This is a genomic window from Bradyrhizobium sp. MI1.7 (genome assembly GCF_055811795.1).
This window is the reverse complement of sequence record NZ_JBVVPO010000006.1, coordinates 90611-109645: the sequence shown is the minus strand read 5'-3', so window position 1 is coordinate 109645 and position 19035 is coordinate 90611. Positions and strand designations below refer to the sequence as shown.

Genomic DNA, 19035 nt, shown 5'->3' with positions numbered 1-19035 from the left:
GTCAAAGCGCGGCCGCCAGTGCCGGTCCGGTCTCGATATGCGGAATCGCCTCGACCAGCTTGCGCGTGTAGTCGGTCTTGGGATTGTCGAACAGCGCCCGGCTCTCCCCCTGCTCCACGATGCCGCCATTGCGCAGCACGATGGTGCGGTCGCAGAGCATACGCACGACATTGAGATCGTGGCTGACGAACAGCAGCGCGATGTCGTTCTCGCGCCTGAGACGGTCGAGCAGTTGCAGCACCACCGCCTGCACCGAAACGTCGAGCGCGGCGGTCGGCTCGTCCAGCACCAGCAGCCGCGGCCGGCAGGCGATGGCGCGGGCAATGCCGACGCGGGCCTTCTGGCCGCCGGAGAGCTGGTGCGGAAAGCGCGGCAGCAGATCGAGCGGCAAGCCCACCCGCTCCGCACACTCTTCCACCCGCTTGCGCAGTGCATCACCCGCACGCATGCCGTCGAGCCGCATCAGGGGATGGGCAACGCAGTCGAACGCCGTGAAGCGTGGGTTGAGGCTCTCGTTCGGGTCCTGAAAGACCATCTGGATGTCTTTGCGCAGCGGCGAGCGATGGAAGTCACGCGAGGCGACATGGCCGATCGACTGGCCGTCGAACACGATATCGCCTTCGCTCGGGTCGATCAGGCGGCAGATCATCCGCGACGTCGTGCTCTTGCCGGAGCCGGACTCGCCAACGAGCCCGACGCTCTCGCCGCCGGCCATCGTCATCGAGAAATCCGCGACCGCAGCGGAGCCCTGGTCAAAACGCTTGGCGAGCTTGCGCACCTCGAGGAGCGGTGGCGTCCCGTGCGGGAGCTCCTGCCTTGGCTTGCTGACGATCGTCGCATGCCGTTCCCGCTCCTCCTCCGTCACGAGATCCTCGATCCGCGACGTCGCGGTCGGCGATGCCGCAACGAGGCGGCGAGTATAGGCGTGCTGCGGTGCGCTGAAGAGCTTTTTGGGGCTCGCTTCCTCGACGATGCGGCCGCGCTCCATCACGGCGATGCGGCGGCAATAGCGCGCCGCGAGACCGAGGTCGTGCGTGATCAGGATCGTCGCCATGCCACGCGCGGCGGCAATGTCTGCGAGCAGATCCATCACCACCTTCTGGGTCGTGACGTCGAGGCCGGTGGTCGGCTCGTCGGCGATCAGCAGTGCAGGATTGCAGGAAATCGCGATCGCGATCATCACGCGCTGGCACATGCCGCCGGAGAGCTCGTGCGGATAGGCGTTCATCCGCGTCTCGGGGTCGCGGATCTGGACCGCGCGCAGCAGCTCCAGCGCCTCGGCGCGCGCGGCGTCCTTCGATATCTTCTTATGCGTGAGGATCGCATCCGCGATCTGCAGGCCGATCGCGCGGATCGGGTTGAGCGCCGCGCGCGGATTCTGGAAGATCATGGACATCGCGGCGCCCTGGAGCTGACGGAGGTCTTCGCCTCTGAGTTTTGTGACGTCCTGCCCGCGAAACAGGATCTTGCCGCCGGTGACGCGCCCGGCCGCATCGAGCAGCCGCGTCGTTGCAAAGCCGGTGACCGACTTGCCCGAGCCGCTCTCGCCGACGAGGCCGAGCATCTCGCCCTTCTCGACCGTGAGCGTCACGCCGCGCACGGCCTCGACCATGCCACGCCGCGTCGAGAACGAGACGTGGAGGTCGTTGATCCCTAGCAGCTCCTCGCTCATGTGCGCATCCGCGGGTCGAGAATGTCCCGCATCCCGTCACCGAGGAGATTGAAGCACAGCACCGCCATCATCAGCGCGAGGCCCGGAAAGGCCACCAGCCACCATCGCCCGGTCGAGATGAAGCGCGCGCCCTCCGCGACCATGATGCCCCATTCCGGCGTCGGCGGCTTGACGCCGAGGCCGATGAAGGACAGGCCGGCCGCGTTGAGAATGGCCCAGCCGAGATTGAGCGAGATCTGCACCGCCATCGCCGGCAGGATATTCGGCAGCAGGAAGCGCAGCACCACCGAGAAATGGCTCTCCCCGCAGGCACGCGCGGCCTCCACCCAGCCGACATTGCGGCGAACGTTGACCTCGGCGCGCGCGAAGCGGATGTAGAACGGAAGATTGATGATCGCGGTCGCGATCACGATGTTCTCGATCCGGTTGCCCAAGGCGGCAACCATCGCCATCGCCAGCACGAACAGCGGAAAGGCCATCATCACATCGACGAAGCGGCCGACACCGCGATCGAGCTTACCGCCGGCATAGCCGCAGGACGCGCCGACGACGGCGCCGATCACGAAGGAGATGCCGACGGCGGAGACGGCAATGGCGAGATCGAGGCGCGCGGCGATGATGAGGCGGCTGAACACATCGCGTCCGAGCTGGTCGGTGCCGGCCAGATGGGCCGCGCTCGGCGGCAAAAGAGCCTCCGAGACATTGGAGACCACGGGATCATAGGGCACGATCCAGGGCCCGAAGATCGCAATCAGGACGAACAGCGCAACGCCGGCCGCGGCAACGGCGGTGAGCGGGTTGCCGCGCAGGATCCAGACCGAATGGCGGAGAGTTGCGCTGGTCATTCGATCGACACCCTGGGATCGGCGATGCCGTAGCAGATGTCGACCACGAGATTGACCAGCACGAACAGGCTGGCCATCAGCAGCACGAAACCCTGCACGGGCGCATAGTCGGAGGATAGGAGCGCATCGAGCGCGTAGGAAGCGACGCCCGGCCAGGAGAACACTTTCTCCACCAGGACATTGGCGCCCAGCATGGTCGAGAACACGATGCCGGCGATGGTGATGACGGGCAGGATCGCGTTCCGCAGCGCATAAGTGACGACCACCTTGTGCCAGGACAATCCGACCGAGCGCGCAGTGCGGACGAAATCGCTGCCGAGCGAGACCAGCATCGAGGCCCGCGTGATCCGCGCCAGCGGCGCGATCACGAACAGGGCCATGCTCACCGCCGGCAGGATCAGCTGCTTGCAGGCGGCCCACCAGCCCTCGATATCACCCGCGAGCAGGAAATCGATCGACAGGAAGCCGGTGCGCTGCGGCGGCAGCGAGGTGAAGACGTCGATCCGCCCGGTCGGATCAGGCGCCAGCCCGAGCAGGTAGTAGAAGACGTAGATCAGCAGCAGGCCCGAGACGAAGGTCGGCACGCAGACGCCGAGCGCGCAGAACAGCCGCACGCCGTGATCGACGATCGAGCCAGGCTTCAAGGCCGCGACCACGCCGAGCGGCACCGCCGCGATCAGCGCGATCAGCAGCGCCGTGAAGGTGAGCTCCAGCGAAGCCGGCAGCCGTTCGCGCAGGTCCTTCAGCACCGGCTGTCCCGTCATCATGGAGCGGCCGAGATTGCCGTGGCCGATGTCGGAGAGATAGAACACGAGCTGCTCCGGCACCGACCTGTCGAGCCCCATCTGCTTGCGGATCTGCTCGATCTCCTCCTTGCCGGCATTGGGCCCCGAGGCGAAGAACACCGCGGGGTCGCCGGGCAACACGCGCATCAGCAGAAAGGTGAAGACCAGCACACCGAACAGCGCCGGCAGTGATGACAGAAGCCGCCTGCCCGCCCGTACCATGGTTGCACCAAGACCGGTCGTCACCTCTGAGAGCTCCTCTCGTTGTCCGACGTCACTTGCGGCTGACGTCGCGATAGTCGACCTGGCGGTGGAACTCGTAGGTGTAGCCTTCGACCGACGACGCCATTACCGCATCCTGGTTCGGCTGCCACAGCATGATCTGCGGCATCAGATCGACATGCATCGCGTTGAGCTTGCGGCCGGCTTCCTCATACTTGGCCTTGTCCGGCTCGAAACGCGCCTCCTGCGCGATTGCGGCAAGATCCGGGTTGTTGATCGAGCTGTAATTCCAGCGCTGATTGCCGGTGTAGAAGTTGCGGTAGAAGTAATCAGTCGACGGCAACCACGCTACGATGCCCTCGGTGTAGAAGGGAAGCTTCTTCTCGTTGATCTGCGTGGACATCTGTGCGTCCGGCAGCTTCTGGATGTCGACCTTGATCCCGATCTTGCCGAGTGACTCCTTCACCAGCGCGGCCATCGGCTCCGCGGTCGAGGACTGGCCGACGTTGAAGCTGAAGGTAGTCGAGAAACCCTCGGGGAGCCCGGCGGCCTTGAGGTATTCCCTGGCCTTGTCGAGGTCGACCTTCACGGGCTGCTGGAACGGATAGATGCCGTTCAGCGGCTTGCCGTCCGGCCAGGTCGCGCCGAACAGCGGCGCGCCGCGGCCGAACAGGGCGGCCTTGAACATGTCGTCGTAGGGCAGCGCGTAAGCGATGGCACGGCGGACATTGACGTTGTCGAAGGGCGGCATCTGGTTGTTCATCGAGACATAGGTGATCGCATTGTACTGCGGGGTCGAGACCACCTTGAGCTTGCCCTTGGCCTCGAGCGACTGCACGTCGCTGGCCTGGAGATCGACGACGAGGTCGGCATCGCCGCGCTCGACCAGGTTGGCGCGGGTCGCCGGCTCCGGCACGGACTGAATGATCACGCGCTTGAAGAATGCGGGCTTGTTGGCCGAACCGCGGTTCCAGGTCTCGTCGCGCTTGAGGATGACCTGCTCGCCCGGCTTGAAGGTCTCGACCACATAAGCACCGCTGCCGGCGGTGTGCTCCTTCAGCCATGCGGTGGCCCAGGGATCATCCGGCGTCGCGTGCTCTTTTGCCACCTTCGAGTTGATGATCAGGGGATAGACGGTGGCGAGATTGGGCAGCGCGAGCTTGTCGGGTTTCGGCAGCGTCACCTCGATGGTGAGGGGATCGATCACCTTGAACTGGTCCGCCGACGTCAACGAACCCGTCAGCAACTGGGCCTTGCCGAGGATCGGCGCGGTGACGCAGCGATCGAGCGACCATTTCACGTCGTCGGCCGTGACAGGCGAACCGTCCTGGAACTTGGCGTCCTTGCGCAGGCGGAAGGTCAGCTTCAGGCCATCGGAGCTGACGTCGTAGGATTCAGCGAGCTCGCCGGTGATCGTGTCGAGATCGAACACCCATTTGCCGTTGAGCTGCTTGCGGCCGAACGCCACCAGCCGGTCATACGTGCTCATGCTCAGCGCGAAGGACTCGCGCGTCGAGCCGGGGATGTTGGGATCGAGCGTGTTCACCGCTGATCCCGTGACATAGCGCAACGTCTCCGCCCTGGTCTGTGCCTGCGACGGCGCGGTGGCAATGAGCAACAGCGCAGTGGTAGCGAGGACTGAGGCCGCGGGCCTGAAAGACACAAAACGCATTCGTTTTCCCCAAAATTTCGGCAAGAACGCCAGCAAGGCAGGTCAAGAAAGAAGCAAGTTGCGCGCCAATCCCGCAGAGGCGCTTCGTCGCGGCGGTGCATGGATGATCATCGCGATTCCTCCATTGTTCGCGCGGGCCGCGCAACCACGGCCTGCGGCACGTCGTAGGCGCTGAGCGAAGCCCAGTGACGTTCGACATCGCCGCGAAACAGGCCGCGCGTCAGGCCATTGACCAGCTTGGGAATGGCCGTCGTCATCGCGTTGATCGACGATCCCGACGGACCAAAACTCATGGTGGAGGCGATGGCGAAAAGATGGATGTCGGAGATCCACGGCGTCTCGCCAGACACACGCTCGGTGAAGGCGTAATCGTCAGCGAGATAGGGAAAGCGGCCGAGCCGCGCGTTGCGCTCGCTCGCAGGCGGCTGGTAGCGATCGGCCCAGGTCGCGATATTGCCGGCGAAGCGGCGCAGCTCGCCGCGGCCGGCAAAGTTCATGTCGATGCCGGTGCCGCAAATGACGAAATCCGCCGTGATCGTGCTGCGTGGCGTGTGCAATTCGACACCGCCATCGGTCTGCCTGGTGCCCTCGACCGGCGCACCCTCGTGCAGCGTGAAATTGGCGTGACGCGCGCAGCGATCATAAGTCGGCTGCGGAAAGCCTTCGCGCATCTCGAGGATCTTGCGCATGAAGCGCCAGCGCCAGGCATCGTCGAGATCGCTGAGATGGCGCAGAAAGCCGCGGAAGGTCAGCCAGCGATAGGGCTGGATCACCTGGATCTGAGCGCGGCGGCAGAGCAGATGCACCTCCGCCGCGCCTGCCTCCAGCGCGGTCGCCGCATTGTCGAAGGCGGACGCGCCGGCGCCGATCACCGCGACGCGCTTGCCGCGCAGGCTTTCGAAGTCGATGTCGTCGGCAACAGTTGCGACCGAACTCGCTGACAACTGACGAAGCGGCTCCGGAATGACCCAGTCGCCCATGCCCTCCTGCCCCGTCGCCAACACGATCTTGCGGGCATGGAGCGTCTCGACGCCATCGGCGCGTCTCACGCGCGCGGCGAGCAGACTGTCTGATGCAGGCGCAATCTCCAGAAGCTCGCAGCCGTTGCGCACGGGCAGACCGATCGTGCGTCGCAGCCAGAGCAGATAGTCCGCCCAATGCCCGCGCGGGATCAGGTCGAGTGTCTGCCAGCTCTCCTTGCCGAAGCGGGCCTCGTGCCAGGACTGATAGGTGAGGCTCGGGATATCGAGGTCAGGTCCCGTATAGTCCTTCGGGCTGCGCAGCGTCGGCATGCGGGCATAGCTGAGCCACGGGCCCTCCTTCCCCTCCTCGGCCTTGTCGAGCAGCAGGATGTTGCTGACGCGCGAGCGCATCAGGCCGAAGCCGATGGCGATACCGGACTGGCCGGCGCCGATAATGAGAACATCGAGCGCGGGCTTGCCATCCGGCCCCGTCTTCGGCTCGAGCCAGGCGGCGCCGGGATGCGCGATCATCGCGAGATCGGCGCGCACGGTCGCTTCAAGCTTTGCCAGCGCGTCGCTCATGCCGCGAGCCAGCCTCCGTCAACCACCATCACGGTGCCGGTCGTGAACGAAGACGCATCACTGGCGAGATGCAGCGCGGTCTGAGCGATTTCTTCCGCCTGACCGAAGCGCTTCATGGCGTGGCGGTTGCGGGAGGCTTCGCGCACCTCGTCCGAATTGGCGTGGCGGGCAAAGCTGCGGCGAAGCATCGGCGTGTCGATTGCGCCGGGCGCAATCGCGTTGACACGGATGCCGTCGGTCGCGAAATCGACCGCCATGGTGCGCGTCAGGCTGACGATCGCACCCTTGGCGGCGATATAGGCACTGTTGCCCTTGCCGCCGGCGATGGCGAGCTGCGACGCCAGCGTGATGATCGAACCGCTCTTCTGCTGCTGCATCTGCGGCACCGCCGCCCGCGCCCACAACCAGGTGCCGCCGACATTGGCGCGGAACACCGCGTCCCAGTCTTCCAGCCTCGTCGTCAGCACCGTGCCGCCGCAGGAGAAGCCCGCAGCGGTCATCAGAATATCGAGACGGCCGTGGCGCACGATGACGTCGTTCACAACGGTCTCGGCGAAATCGGCATCGCCGACATCGCCGACATGCGTCGTCGCCTCTCCGATCAGGCTCAACGTCTCCTGAAGGGCCGCGGCATCGCGATCGACAAGGGCGAGATGCGCACCTTCCTCCGCAAACAGCTTTGCGCTGGCGCGGCCAATGCCCGAAGCTGCTCCCGTGATGATGGCCGTGCGCGCCTGCAGCCGCATCTCAGATCCACTCCTTGTGCTGCTTCAGCCAGCCGCTCATCGCGGCGGCGGACTCGGCACAGCCGAACCGCGCACGCCAGCCGAACTCATCCGCCATCCGCGCGACCGAGAGCGGTGCGCGATGGCGCCCATGCAGCTTGATGGCGGTCGTCTCTCCGGCCGCCGCGAGCCTGCATTGCAGGCCGGGATTTAGCGCCGCAAAGGTCTTGCCCCATTCCAACGCCGGCCATAGCCCGCCGCTGGAGATGTTGTAGAGCCGATGGCGCGGCCGCTCGGCTTCGATCAGCATTGCCACGGCTTCGGCGGCATCCGGAGCGTAGATCCAGTCCTTCATGCCCGTGTCGGGCATGATCGCCGGCTCGCCACGGGCAAACGCAGCTAGGATCTGGTACTGGAGGCTCGGCGTGTCGCGTACCGAGCTGGGTCGCTCCCACGGACCGAACAAGGCGCTTAAGCGCACACTGAGGAAGTCGCCGCCAAAGAGCTCGGCATGGCGCGCCACCGATCGCTCGGAGGTGAACTTGCTGATGGCGTAAAACGAGACCGGATCGCAAGGCGTTTCCTCGTCCAGAACCTCGACCCGCGCGCCCGCGGCGCCATAGGCCGAGGCCGACGACAGATTGACGACACGGCGAACGCCATGTCGGATCGCCGCGAGCAGGATCGGGATTTGCGCCATCACATTGATCTCGAGAACGCGCGCGGTCGACGCTCGCTCGAGTTCATCGCCGGCCGTCACCGCGGCGCCCAGCACGATCGCATCGCAGCCCGCGGCAATGAGGGCGTCGATGGCGTCTGCGTCGGTGATATCGCCCTGCACGGCTTTGAGCCGTGCGCCGTAGTCAGCAAGCGATCGCCGCGCGGATGGCGGCAACTCTGCGCGGTCATACAGCGTGACGTCATGCCCGCGCGCGAGCAGCACCTCGGCAAGATTGAGGCCGACAAAGCCCGTGCCGCCGAAGATGACGATCTTCATCGCGCGCGATCCACCATCACAGCAGCTTTGCCCCAAAATTCCGCTCGGGATCCATGTCGGCGACGAGCCGCCCCGTCGGCTTTGCCGCCTCGCCGCCGCTGCGCGCCAGGAATTTGCCGCTGCCGGCCTCCGCGAGGCACTTGTTGCCGTCGATGATCACCCGGCCGCGCGAGAGAACGCTAACCGGCCAGCCCTTCAGCTTGCGGCCCGCGAACGGCGTGTAGCCGGCGAGGTCGTGCATCATCTCGTCGGCGATCACAGTCTCGCGATTGGGGTCCCAGATCGCGATATCGGCATCGGCGCCGACCGCGATCGAGCCCTTGCGCGGATGCAGATTGTAGATTTTTGCCGGCGCGGTCGAAGTCAATTCGACGAACTTTTCAAGGCCGAGCCGCCCCTTCGACACCATCGCGTCGAACAGCAGCGGCAGCCGCAGTTCCAGGCCCGGCAGGCCGTTGGCCACCTGCTTGAAGTTCGGATTGGGTCCGGCGCGCAGCTTGCCGGTCTCGTCGTAGCGATAGGGCGCATGATCCGACGAGATGGTCTGGAGATCGCCAAGCGACAGCGCCTGCCACAACGCCTCCTGGTCGGAATGCGTACGTGGCGGCGGGCTGCACATCCACTTGGCGCCTTCCGCGCCAGGCTTGTCGAGATCGTTTGCGGTGAGGAACAGATATTGCGGACATGTCTCGGCGAAGACCTTCAACCCCTGCCCGCGCGAATCGCGGATGACCTTCGCGCCTTCGGCGGTCGAGACATGGAAGATCATGATGGGCTGGTCGATCAGGGCGGCCATGCCGATCAGCCGGGTGAAGGCTTCCGCCTCCGACACGCGGGCGTGGCTGACGGCGTGATATTTCGGCATCGTGTAGCCGCGCGCGAGCAGGCGCTTCACCATCCAGGCGATGATGCCGTGATTTTCGGCATGGGCGCACAACATCGCGCCGGACTGGCGTGCGGCCAAGAGGATGTCGAGCAACGGCTCGTCATCGACCTTGAGCCGGTCATAGGTCATGAAGATCTTGATCGAGCCATGGCCCTGCTTCACCAACGCCGGAATGTGCTCCTCGACGGTCTCCTTGGTCGCATCCGCAATGATCATGTGAAAGGCGTAGTCGATCACGGCGCCCTTCTTGGCCAGCGCGTGATAATCCTCGACCACCTGCGGCAGCTTCATGCCGACATGCTGGGCGGCGAACGGAATTACCGTGGTCGTGCCGCCGAAAGCGGCAGAGACGGTCGCGCTCTCGAACGTGTCGGCATTCATGATGCCGGCCGCGGACAACTGCTCGATATGCGCATGGCTGTCGACGCCGCCGGGCAGCACCAGCTTGCCGCGCGCATCGATCTCGCGTTTCGCCGCCGGAAGCCCGCGGCCGATTGCTGCGATGGCCTCGCCGGAGATCGCGACATCGGCCTCGAACACGTCGGTCGTGGTGGCGACGCGGCCGCCGCGGATGATCAGGTCGTATGTGGGTTCAGTCATGAGGCACTCCATGATATGCCTGAGCTACGTGATCGCCATCTCAAGGGAAGACCAACATGCCCCGGCCGCGCATTCTCGTCATCAATCCGAATTCCAACCCTGCGGTCACGCAAGGGCTGGAGGAGGCGCTGAAGCCGCTCGGTTTCGAGGGTGGCCCGGAACTGGTCTGCCAGTCGCTGGCCGAGGGTCCGTTCGGCATTGAAAGCCAGGCCGATGTCGACGGCGTTGCGATGCCGCTGCGCCGGCTGGTCGAAGGCGACAACAGCTCGGCTGCGTTTGTCATCGCCTGCTACAGCGATCCCGGGCTTCAGGTCTGCCGCGAAGGCACCGACCGTCCCGTGTTCGGCATCGCTGAGTGCGGCGTGCTGACGGCGCTGGCCCGCGCCGAAACCTTCGGCGTCATCGCGATCGCCCAGCGCTCGATCCCGCGCCACATGCGCTATCTCCGGCAGATGGGATTGACCGATCGCCTCGCCGGCGAGCGGCCGCTCAACATGAGCGTCGCCGAAACCGCCTCGGGCGAAGGCACGCTGGCGAAGATGATCGAAATCGGCCGCGCGCTGCGCGACGAGGACGGCGCCCGCGCCATTGTGATGGGCTGCGCCGGAATGGCGCGCCATCGCCGTCCGCTGGAAGAAGCGCTTGGCATTCCCGTGATCGACCCGACACAGGCGGCCGTCACCATGGCACTGGGTACGGTGCAGTTCTCGGCTCACTAGGCGTCCTTCAGCTCGTTGGCGTCCTGCCGCGCGAGCCATTGCGCGTGGCTCTCGCGCGCAAGCGCAAACGTATCCCGCTGCGTGGTATAGAGATTGCCGAACATGCGGCCGATCGGCCGGTAGGCCTCGAGATCGACATACATGTTGGCCTCGTCGACGAGGCCCTCTCGGGCGTGAACCCTGAGCACCTCGCCGACCAACAGCTCGCGATCGGGCGAGAAATTCAGCACGACATGACGCCGGCATTCCAGCGCAAAGGGTGCCGCGGCCAAGCGCGGAACTTTCACATCGACCGAGGGAAGCGTGGCAAGCCCGGTCGCCGCGACCTCGCTGTCGCCAGAGGGAAAATCGACCGCGCAATCATTCATCGCGGCAGACAGCGCCTCGTCCACCATGTGAACCACGAACTCGCCATCGCGATGGATGTTGCGGGTGGTGTCCTTCGGGCCGTGATCCGGCTTGTGCTGGAGCCCGAGCACGATCAGTGCAGGGCTTTCGGAGAAGACATTGAAGAAGCTGAAGGGCGCGGCATTCACCGCTCCGTTCGCGTCCAGCGTCGTCACCAGCGCGATCGGCCGCGGCACGACCACGCCGCAGAGCAGCTTGTAGCGGTCGCGCGGATCGAGCTCGCGCAAGGAAATGCCGGATGTGCTGTTGCCTGCCATCGGCGTCACTTCTCCGGCGGCGGCACCGCGCCGGTCTGGCTGGTAATCAGGCCGTAATGCTCGATGCGGCGATGCTGGGCAAAATTGAAGATCGTGGTCTTGCCGAACGTCGTGGCGTCGAGGTCGCAGGCGTGAACCAGGACCTCGTCGCCCTCCGTCTTGGCCTCAGCGACGATCTCGCCATCGGGATCGACGATCAGGCTGCCGCCGAACAGCGGATGGCCGTCCTCGACACCCGCCTTGGCCACCGCGACCACCCAGGTCGCGTTCTGATAGGCGCCGGCCTGCACCGAGAGACGGTTGTGGAACAGCCGCTTCTCGATGCCCTCCTCGCTCTTCTCCGCATTCACCGACGGCGTGTTGTAGCCGATCAGAACCATCTCGACGCCCTGCAGGCCCATGACGCGATAGGTCTCGGGCCAGCGCCGGTCGTTGCAGATGGCCATGCCGATGATGCCGCCCAGCTCGCGCCAGACGTTGAAGCCGAGATCGCCCGGCTCGAAATAACGCTTCTCCAGATGCTGGTGCGACCGCTTGGTGTCGTAGTCCACATGGCCCGGCAAATGGACCTTGCGATATTTGCCGACGATCTTGCCGGACTTGTCGGTCAGGATCGCGGTGTTGAAGTGATGCCCGTCCGGCGTCAGCTCGGCGTAGCCGAAGTTCATCGCCATCTGATGCTGCGCCGCACGCTCGAACAGCGGCTTGGTCGCCGCATTCGGCATCTCACGCTCGAACCAGGTATCGAACTCGGCCCGGTCCTCCGCATACCAGCGCGGGAAGAACGTCGTCAGCGCCAGTTCCGGATAGACGATCAGATCGGCGCCTTTTGCTTTCGCCTCATCCATCAGCGCGATCATGCGCTTGACCACGGCCTCGCGGCTGTCGACCTTCTGGATCGGGCCCATCTGGGCGGCGGCAACGGTGACGATACGCATCAGCGAGTTCCTGATTTCCTGGTGAGGCTGGGGATCGTAGCTTGAGGGGCGTGCCGGCGCGCGCAGCATAACGCGGTCTTGCGCCGTTTTTCCAGCCAAGCAGCTTTCATGCCGTCCGCCCCCATTCTGCATCCTGCAAAAGCCGCCAGTTGATCTTGTTGCTGGCGGTGCGCGGCAGCTCATCGACGAAGACGACGGCGCGCGGCGCCTTGTAGCTGGCCATCGCACCACGGGCCCAACCGACGATGTCGTGCGCAGACGTCGTCGCGCGCGCGGCTTCGTCGAGCACCACCAGCGCCTTGACGGTCTCACCGCGGTAGTCGTCGGGGGTCGAGACGATGCAGCATTCCCGGATGGCGCGGTTCTGGTACATCGCCGCTTCCACCTCGGCCGGCCACACCTTGAAGCCGCTGACATTGATCATCCGCTTGAGGCGGTCGACCGCGAAGAAATAGCCTTGGGCATCGCGATAGCCGAGATCGCCCGTGCGCAGGAACCGCTTTCCCGAGAGCTCGATGAAGGACTCGGCGTTGGCCTGCGGCCTGTTCCAGTAGCCTTGCAGCACTTGTGGTCCGTGGACGACGATCTCGCCGACGACATTGTCGTCGAGCTCGATCAAGGTCTCGGGATCGACGACCCTCGCATCGGTCTCGTGCACGGCAATGCCGAGACACTGGCGCTTCGGCGCAGTCATCGGATTGAGATGCGTCGGCGACATCGTCTCGGTCATGCCATAGCCTTCGACGAAATCGAGGCCAAAGCGGCCTTTGAGCCGTTCGGCCACCGCGGTCGGCATTGCCGCACCACCTCCGGTCAGCACCTTGAGTTTTGCAAAGCACCGGTCGCGGAACCGGACGCTTGCGAGCACGTCGACGATCATTGTCGGCGCCGCGTTCCAGAACGTGACGCCGTAGGTCTCGAACAGATCCGGCAGCAGATCCTTGTCCCAGCGCGCCATCAACAGCAGCGTGGCGCCTGTCACCACAGCGGCATTCATCGAGCCCTGCATGCCCGCGACATGGAACAGGGGCATGAAGCCGGTCATCACATCGTCGCCGTCGAGCCCATACCAGCGTGCCTGCAAGACGGCCGTGAACAGCGCGCTGCGATGCGTATGCATGCAGGCCTTGGGCTTGCCTGTTGTGCCCGAGGTGTAGGGCAGGATCATGAGATCGTCCGGCCCCGCGGTCATTGCGCCGGGCTGCAAACCTTGCGCGATCGCCTGCGACCAGGAATGCCAGCCTAGCGACGACGGTATCTCCGACGGCGCCTCGGTGATGCATGAAGGCAGCGTATAGGGCGTGGCGGCCGGCACTTCGTCGCGATACTGTGCGACGATCGTATGGGAGATGGCTTCGCCCACCAGCGGCGCGAATATTTCGCTCAATTCGCTTCCGATGATCGCGACCCGGGCCCCACTGTCTTCGGCGAGATACGCGATCTCGGCCGTCTTGTTCATCGGATTGACCGGCACGATCACGGCGTCCGCCCGCATCACCGCGTAGTAGGCGATGACATATTGCGGCGAGTTCTGCAGTGCGATCATGACGCGGTCGCCGCGCTTCACGCCGCAAGCGTTCTGCAGGAATCCGGCTAAGGCATCGACCCGCGCGCGTAGCTCGGCATAGCTCAGGCTCGCACCATAAAACACCGTCGCCGGATGCGATGGGCGATCCGTCGCCGCACGCGCCAGCGCGTCGTAAAGCGTCCCCTCCGGCATCGCGAGATGCCAGGGCTCGTCCGCCGGCCAGGCCGGCGAGCGTTGAGGTGTTGCGGGGTCTGCGCTCACCCGTGCTCCTCGTCTGCGATATCGAGGCCGTGGTCGAGCGCATCCAGCAGCCGCTCGGCTTCCTGCTCCGAGATCACCAGCGGCGGTGCCAGGAACAGCGAAGTCTGCTCACCGCTGGTGCCGATCACGGCACCCGCCTCCAACGCCCGCTCTGCGACACGCGAGGCGATCGGGACCTCGGTGGTGTCGGCATGCCAGGCGCGCCAATCCGGGCCGTGCAGCTCCACCGTCCAGTGCAGCCCCTGCCCCGCCACGCGCTGCACGCTCGGATGCTTCTGCGCGATCGCGAGCAGGCGGCGGGTGAACAGCTTTTCGAGCTTCCGGACGTGCTCCAGAATCTTGTCGTCGCTGACGACTTTCAGGTACGCGCTGACGGCAGCCATGCTGATGGGATGGCCGCGCAGCGTGCCGTAATTCTGCCAGCTCGTGCCCTTGAGCCGCTCGACGATATCTTTCGACACCACGACCGCCGCGACTGCCGCCGCACCGCCGCCGAGCGATTTTCCGAGCGTCACGATATCGGGGTGGCTCTCCGCGCCCTGGAAGGCGAACCAGCGGCCTGCGCGGCCAGCGCCGGTGACGACCTCGTCCGCGATCCAGTACGAGCCAGCCTCCCGCGCGCAGCGCGCCACCTCGTCCTGATAGGCACCATCGTAGCAGATGCCACCCTGGGTGTAGTCGATGATGGTCGCCGCCGTGTCCGAGAGCAGCCGCGTGGCATCAGCCAGATATTCGCTGGGCGGGGTGTTGTTGGCCGGCGCGCCGTAGATGGCGCCATCCGGCGCGGGCAGGACCCTCACCGGTGCCATCGGCGCCGGCAGCTTCGAGCCGCCCGCGTGCACCGCGAGGCCGCCGTGCCATTGCGGCTGCACCGTCATGGCACGGGAGAGGCCAGTGATGCCGTGATAGGCGCGCTCGCGCGTCGCCAGCGCAGACCGCTGTGTCAGCGCCTGGCAGAGCGACAGCGCCATATCGTTGGCCTCGCTGCCGCTGATGCAGAAGCGCACCGCGCCGACCCAGTCGTCTTCGCCTTTAAATGCGGTGGCCATCAGATCGTCGGCCGCCTGCTCACGGCCGACCCAGGTCCAGCCTTCGTTCACGACGGGCGTATCGGCCGCGCGGCGGATCGCCTCCACCATCGCCGGGTGACGATGGCCGAGGCCGCCGCCGGTGTTGCTGCCGTCAATCAGCTTGCGGCCATCGGACAGGTGAAAGTAGACGCCCTCGCCGCCGACGACGGCCATCGGCGCGGCTTCGCCCGCGTTCAGCCCGGTTCGCAACAATCTGCTCATCGCAATCCCCTCACTCCGCGGCCGCGGCGCCATAGCCGCCGCCGCCGCACATCTCGATCGTGACGAGATCGTCTTGCTGCAACACCAGGTTCGACTTGCCGTCGATCGCAACGTTTTCGCCCTTCCGCACCAGCGAGATGCGGCAGGCCTTGCCAGCTTCGCCGCCCTGCATGCCGAACGGCGCAATCACCATGCGCTCGATGCAGGTGGTCAGGTGCATCGAAGGCGCGAGGATGCGATAGGTGCGAACGGAGCCGTCACCGCCGCGATGGGCGCCCGCGCCGCCGGACTGCCGGCGAATGGCCTGCTGCTCCAGGCGGATCGCGTAGCTCGCCTCGATCACCTCGACCGGCGTGTTCGACGTATTGGAGAGATGCACGCGCGTCGCCGACATGCCGGCCCGATCATGCCGCGCGCCCTCACCACCGCCGTGAACCTCGTAGAGCATCTTCCACGAGCCGTTCTGCCGCGGCTCGGCAAAAAACAGCACGCCCGCCGTGGTCGCTCCGCCCGCCGACAGACGCTCAGGGATGGTGTCCTGCATCGCGCGAAAAATCGCATCGACGATGCGCATGGACGTCTCGTGGTTGCCGGCGGCCACGGACGCCATCCAGCCCGGCTCCAGGATCGAGCCCGGGCGCGTGATGATGGTCAAAGGCCGGAGCGCGCCCGCGTTCTGGTGCATGTCGCGCCCGCTCATGATGCGTGCGGCATAGGCGACAGCTGAGCGTGCCATGAACGGCGTCGTGTTGCAGAAATTGGAGACGCGATCGCAGCTTCCGGAGAGGTCGAAGGTCGCCTCGTCGCCGCGAATGGTGATTTTCACATGGATGCGCGCAGGTGCATTGTTGACGCTGCCGTCGTCGAGATAATCCTCGCCCTCGTAGACGCCATCAGGCAGGTCGCGGAGCGCCTCCCGCATCTCGATTTCGGAGAGATCGTGCAGCCGCGACTGCGTCGCCGTGAACACCGCCTTGCCGTGCTCGCGGCAAAGCTCGACGATGCGCTTCTCGCCGGCCTTGGTCGCGGCTATCTGGGCGAGCAGATCGCCCTCGCAGGACTCGGGATCGCGGACGTTGGCCTTGAGCAGCTGTACGATCGGCGTGTTGACGCCGGCTGACGTGGCGATCAGCACCGGCGGAATCCGCATCGCCTCCTGGAAAGTGTCGATCGCCTTGGCAAAATAGCTGCCCGGCCAGGTGCCGCCGATGTCGGGCCAGTGCGCGAGGCTCACCGCAAACGCCACGATCTCGCCGTCGACGAAGACGGGACGCACGACCTTGACGTCGTTGAGGTGATTGCCTCCAAGCGCGCCGACATTATAGATCACGACGTCACCGTCGTTCAGGCTGTCGCGCGGCATCACCTTCAGCAACTCGGGGATGGTGTAGGCCATCGCGCCGAGATGGATCGGGATGTCGCGGCCCTGCCCGACCAGGCCGCCGCGGCCATCCGTGATCGCGGATGACAGGTCGCCGGCCTCGCGCAGCAGCGGCGAGCGCGCCGAGCGCGTCATCACCAGGCTCATTTCCTCGGCCGCGGCCGAGAGCCCGTGCCTGATAACCTCGACAACGAACGGATCGAGCTTCATGCCGTCCTCCGCGTCAGGAACAGATTGCCTGATACATCGGGTTTAGCTTGCCAGCCCGGCGGGACCACCACCGTTGACCACGCGTCCTCGATGATCGCGGGGCCGCTGACGACATCGGTCAATTTGGCGCGATCAATGATGGCGGTTGGGATATCGTGGAGGCCGTCGAATGAGCAGGCGCGCTTGCCTGACGACACCGCCCTCACCGCAGTCGCCGGCCGGCTCACCACCGTCGTCGACGGGCGCCGCGCTTGCACGCGCACGGATTCGATGACGCAGGGCTCGCTGGTCGCATAGCCGAACAGTTCGTGATGCCGCGCCAGAAAGTCCTTCTTCAGCTTGGTCACGTCGAGCGGCAACGTGAAGGGCACCGGAATGGCGTCATTCTGCGCCGCGTAGCGCATCAGCGCCACAAGCTCGACCTGGATCTCGGCCCTCGCAACGCCGTTGGCGATCAGCGGCGCCGAAGCATCGTCCATCAGCGTCCCGATCCGCTCCGACACGCGCGCGAGATCGATGCCATCTAGGGCGGCGCGTAGCGTCTGCTGCTGGAGAAAGCTGAAATCAGCGGTGAGACAGCCCAGCGCCGAAAAGGCGCTGGATGCGCTCGGCACCACGACCTCTGCAATCCCGTAGAGATCGGCAAGGCCTGCGGCATGCATCGGGCCGCCGCCGCCGAAGGCGAGCAGCGTGCAGTCGCGTCCGTCGATGCCGCGTTCGACCGTGACGCGGCGAAGCGCGCGGGCCATGGTCGCGTTGGCGACCTTGATGATGCCGAGCGCGGTTTCGGTCAGGCTCAGCCCCAAGGCGCGCGCAATCGGCTCGATGACGCGTTCCGCTGCCTTGATGTCGATGCCGATGCGGTCGCCAAGCTTGGTCTCGGGATTGAGATAGCCGAGCACGGCGTTGGCGTCGGTAATGGTCGGCTCGGTGCCGCCGCGGCCGTAGCAGGCCGGCCCCGGCTCGGAGCCGGCGCTCTCCGGCCCGACCGTCAGGCCGCCGGGACCGTTTCGCACGATCGATCCGCCGCCGGCCCCGATGGAATGGACCGCAAGCATCGGCTGACGCAGCGGCTTGTCGCCTAGCATGCGGCCGTCGGTCATCTCGGCCTGGCCGTCGACGATCAGGCAGACGTCCGTCGTGGTGCCACCCATGTCGAAGGTGAGCATGCGCGATGTACCGAGCTGGCGCGCGATGCTGACCGATGCGGAGACGCCGGCCGCCGGCCCCGACATCGCCATCACCAGCGGCCGCCGCTTCACGGCTGAGATCGGGACCATGGCTCCGGCCGAATGAAACACCTGCAAGCCGGCGCCGATCGGCAACCGCTGCTCCAGCTCGCTGAGATACTCCACCGCGATCGGCATCGCGGCCGCGTTGAACACAGTCGCCGACGTCCGTTCGTATTCGCGCGCCTCGGGATTGACCTCGTGCGACAGCGAGACGTGGGCGACGACGCCCTTGAGCCGTTCGCCGAGCATCTTTTCGTGGACGGGATTGGCATACGCGTGAAGCAGCGCCACGGCGACGCTCTGCACGCCGGTCTGCTTCAGCCAGGCCACCAGGCGCTCGATCTCGGTCTCATCCAGCGCCTTCAGCACCCGGCCTTCGTGATCGAGGCGCTCGGCGAGCCCAAAGCATCGTTCGGGCGGCACCAAAGGCGGTGATTTCGGCGGAATGTCGAGACGATAGAGATCGCGGCGGCGATAGCGCGCGATCTCGAGCACATCGGCGAACCCTTCGGTCGCGACCAGCGCGACCTTCGGCAGCCGGTTCTCGACGATGGCGTTGGTGACGCGCGTTGTGCCGTGCACGAAGCGCTTGACCTCGCTCTTGCGCAGGCCCACCGCCTCGATCGCTTCCAGCATCGCCTGAACCGGCGCGTCGGGGCGCGACGGCACCTTTGCGATCCGCGCCTCCGCGGAGTCGCGCCTGATGGCGATGATGTCGGTGAAGGTGCCGCCGATATCGGTGCCGACTTCCCAGTGATTTTCGGAGGAACTCATGTGCGGGGTCAGTTACGGATGACGTCCGAACCGGACGCCGGGTGCTTGCCGTCCATCGCAACGTCCAATGCCAAACCGAGAGCGCTC

Annotated in this window: 15 protein-coding genes; 1 reads left to right on the top strand and 14 read right to left on the bottom strand. The window is 65.7% G+C overall.

Annotated features, from left to right (window positions below; all coding sequences use genetic code 11):
- Position 1 precedes the first annotated feature (1 nt).
- The 8 genes from nikE to hydA all read right to left on the bottom strand — a co-directional run bounded on the left by nikE (position 2) and on the right by hydA (position 9948).
- Positions 2-1672 (bottom strand): nickel ABC transporter ATP-binding protein NikE, encoded by a 1671-nt coding sequence (gene nikE, locus AC0L3X_RS08990; RefSeq protein ID WP_063984405.1) that lies wholly within the window; start codon positions 1670-1672, stop codon positions 2-4.
- Positions 1669-2517, bottom strand: a complete 849-nt coding sequence (locus AC0L3X_RS08985; protein ID WP_473316372.1) for an ABC transporter permease — start codon at positions 2515-2517, stop codon at positions 1669-1671. Before AC0L3X_RS08985 ends, nikE begins: the two co-directional genes overlap by 4 nt.
- Positions 2514-3548: an ABC transporter permease gene (locus AC0L3X_RS08980; RefSeq protein ID WP_063984406.1), complete on the bottom strand. Its 1035-nt coding sequence runs from the start codon at positions 3546-3548 to the stop codon at positions 2514-2516. The genes AC0L3X_RS08985 and AC0L3X_RS08980 overlap by 4 nt, the downstream gene beginning before the upstream one ends.
- A gap of 28 nt (positions 3549-3576) precedes the next feature.
- On the bottom strand, positions 3577-5196 hold the full coding sequence (locus AC0L3X_RS08975) for an ABC transporter substrate-binding protein (RefSeq protein WP_283018578.1): 1620 nt from the start codon (positions 5194-5196) through the stop codon (positions 3577-3579).
- A gap of 107 nt (positions 5197-5303) precedes the next feature.
- Positions 5304-6740, bottom strand: coding sequence for an NAD(P)-binding domain-containing protein (locus AC0L3X_RS08970; protein ID WP_063984408.1), 1437 nt, complete (start codon positions 6738-6740; stop codon positions 5304-5306).
- Positions 6737-7486, bottom strand: a complete 750-nt coding sequence (locus tag AC0L3X_RS08965; protein WP_231144493.1) for an SDR family oxidoreductase — start codon at positions 7484-7486, stop codon at positions 6737-6739. Before AC0L3X_RS08965 ends, AC0L3X_RS08970 begins: the two co-directional genes overlap by 4 nt.
- A 1-nt stretch (position 7487) precedes the next feature.
- Positions 7488-8462 (bottom strand): NAD-dependent epimerase/dehydratase family protein, encoded by a 975-nt coding sequence (locus AC0L3X_RS08960; RefSeq protein ID WP_063984409.1) that lies wholly within the window; start codon positions 8460-8462, stop codon positions 7488-7490.
- A 16-nt stretch (positions 8463-8478) separates the two neighbouring features.
- On the bottom strand, positions 8479-9948 hold the full coding sequence (gene hydA / locus AC0L3X_RS08955; RefSeq protein WP_063984410.1) for a dihydropyrimidinase: 1470 nt from the start codon (positions 9946-9948) through the stop codon (positions 8479-8481).
- A 56-nt stretch (positions 9949-10004) separates the two neighbouring features.
- Here hydA and AC0L3X_RS08950 point away from each other — a divergent pair, with 56 nt between their 5' ends.
- Positions 10005-10667 (top strand): aspartate/glutamate racemase family protein, encoded by a 663-nt coding sequence (locus AC0L3X_RS08950; RefSeq protein WP_063984411.1) that lies wholly within the window; start codon positions 10005-10007, stop codon positions 10665-10667.
- Here the strand turns inward: AC0L3X_RS08950 and AC0L3X_RS08945 are convergent.
- The 6 genes from AC0L3X_RS08945 to AC0L3X_RS08920 form a co-directional block, all read right to left on the bottom strand.
- A complete protein-coding gene (locus tag AC0L3X_RS08945; protein WP_187387762.1) occupies positions 10664-11332 on the bottom strand; it encodes a flavin reductase family protein in 669 nt (222 codons plus the stop codon). The two genes, AC0L3X_RS08950 and AC0L3X_RS08945, sit on opposite strands and share 4 nt — an antisense overlap.
- Before the next feature lie 5 nt (positions 11333-11337).
- Positions 11338-12270, bottom strand: coding sequence for an N-carbamoyl-D-amino-acid hydrolase (locus AC0L3X_RS08940; RefSeq protein ID WP_063984413.1), 933 nt, complete (start codon positions 12268-12270; stop codon positions 11338-11340).
- A gap of 106 nt (positions 12271-12376) precedes the next feature.
- Positions 12377-14059, bottom strand: a complete 1683-nt coding sequence (locus AC0L3X_RS08935) for a long-chain-fatty-acid--CoA ligase (protein WP_231144492.1) — start codon at positions 14057-14059, stop codon at positions 12377-12379.
- Entirely contained in the window at positions 14056-15351 is a 1296-nt protein-coding gene (locus AC0L3X_RS08930; RefSeq protein ID WP_473316371.1) for a class-III pyridoxal-phosphate-dependent aminotransferase, read from the bottom strand. Before AC0L3X_RS08930 ends, AC0L3X_RS08935 begins: the two co-directional genes overlap by 4 nt.
- 10 nt (positions 15352-15361) lie before the next feature.
- The gene (locus AC0L3X_RS08925; protein WP_063984415.1) at positions 15362-16942 is read right to left on the bottom strand and encodes a hydantoinase B/oxoprolinase family protein; all 1581 of its coding nucleotides are present in this window, start codon (positions 16940-16942) and stop codon (positions 15362-15364) included.
- Positions 16939-18948: a hydantoinase/oxoprolinase family protein gene (locus tag AC0L3X_RS08920; RefSeq protein WP_063984416.1), complete on the bottom strand. Its 2010-nt coding sequence runs from the start codon at positions 18946-18948 to the stop codon at positions 16939-16941. Before AC0L3X_RS08920 ends, AC0L3X_RS08925 begins: the two co-directional genes overlap by 4 nt.
- Positions 18949-19035 lie beyond the last annotated feature (87 nt).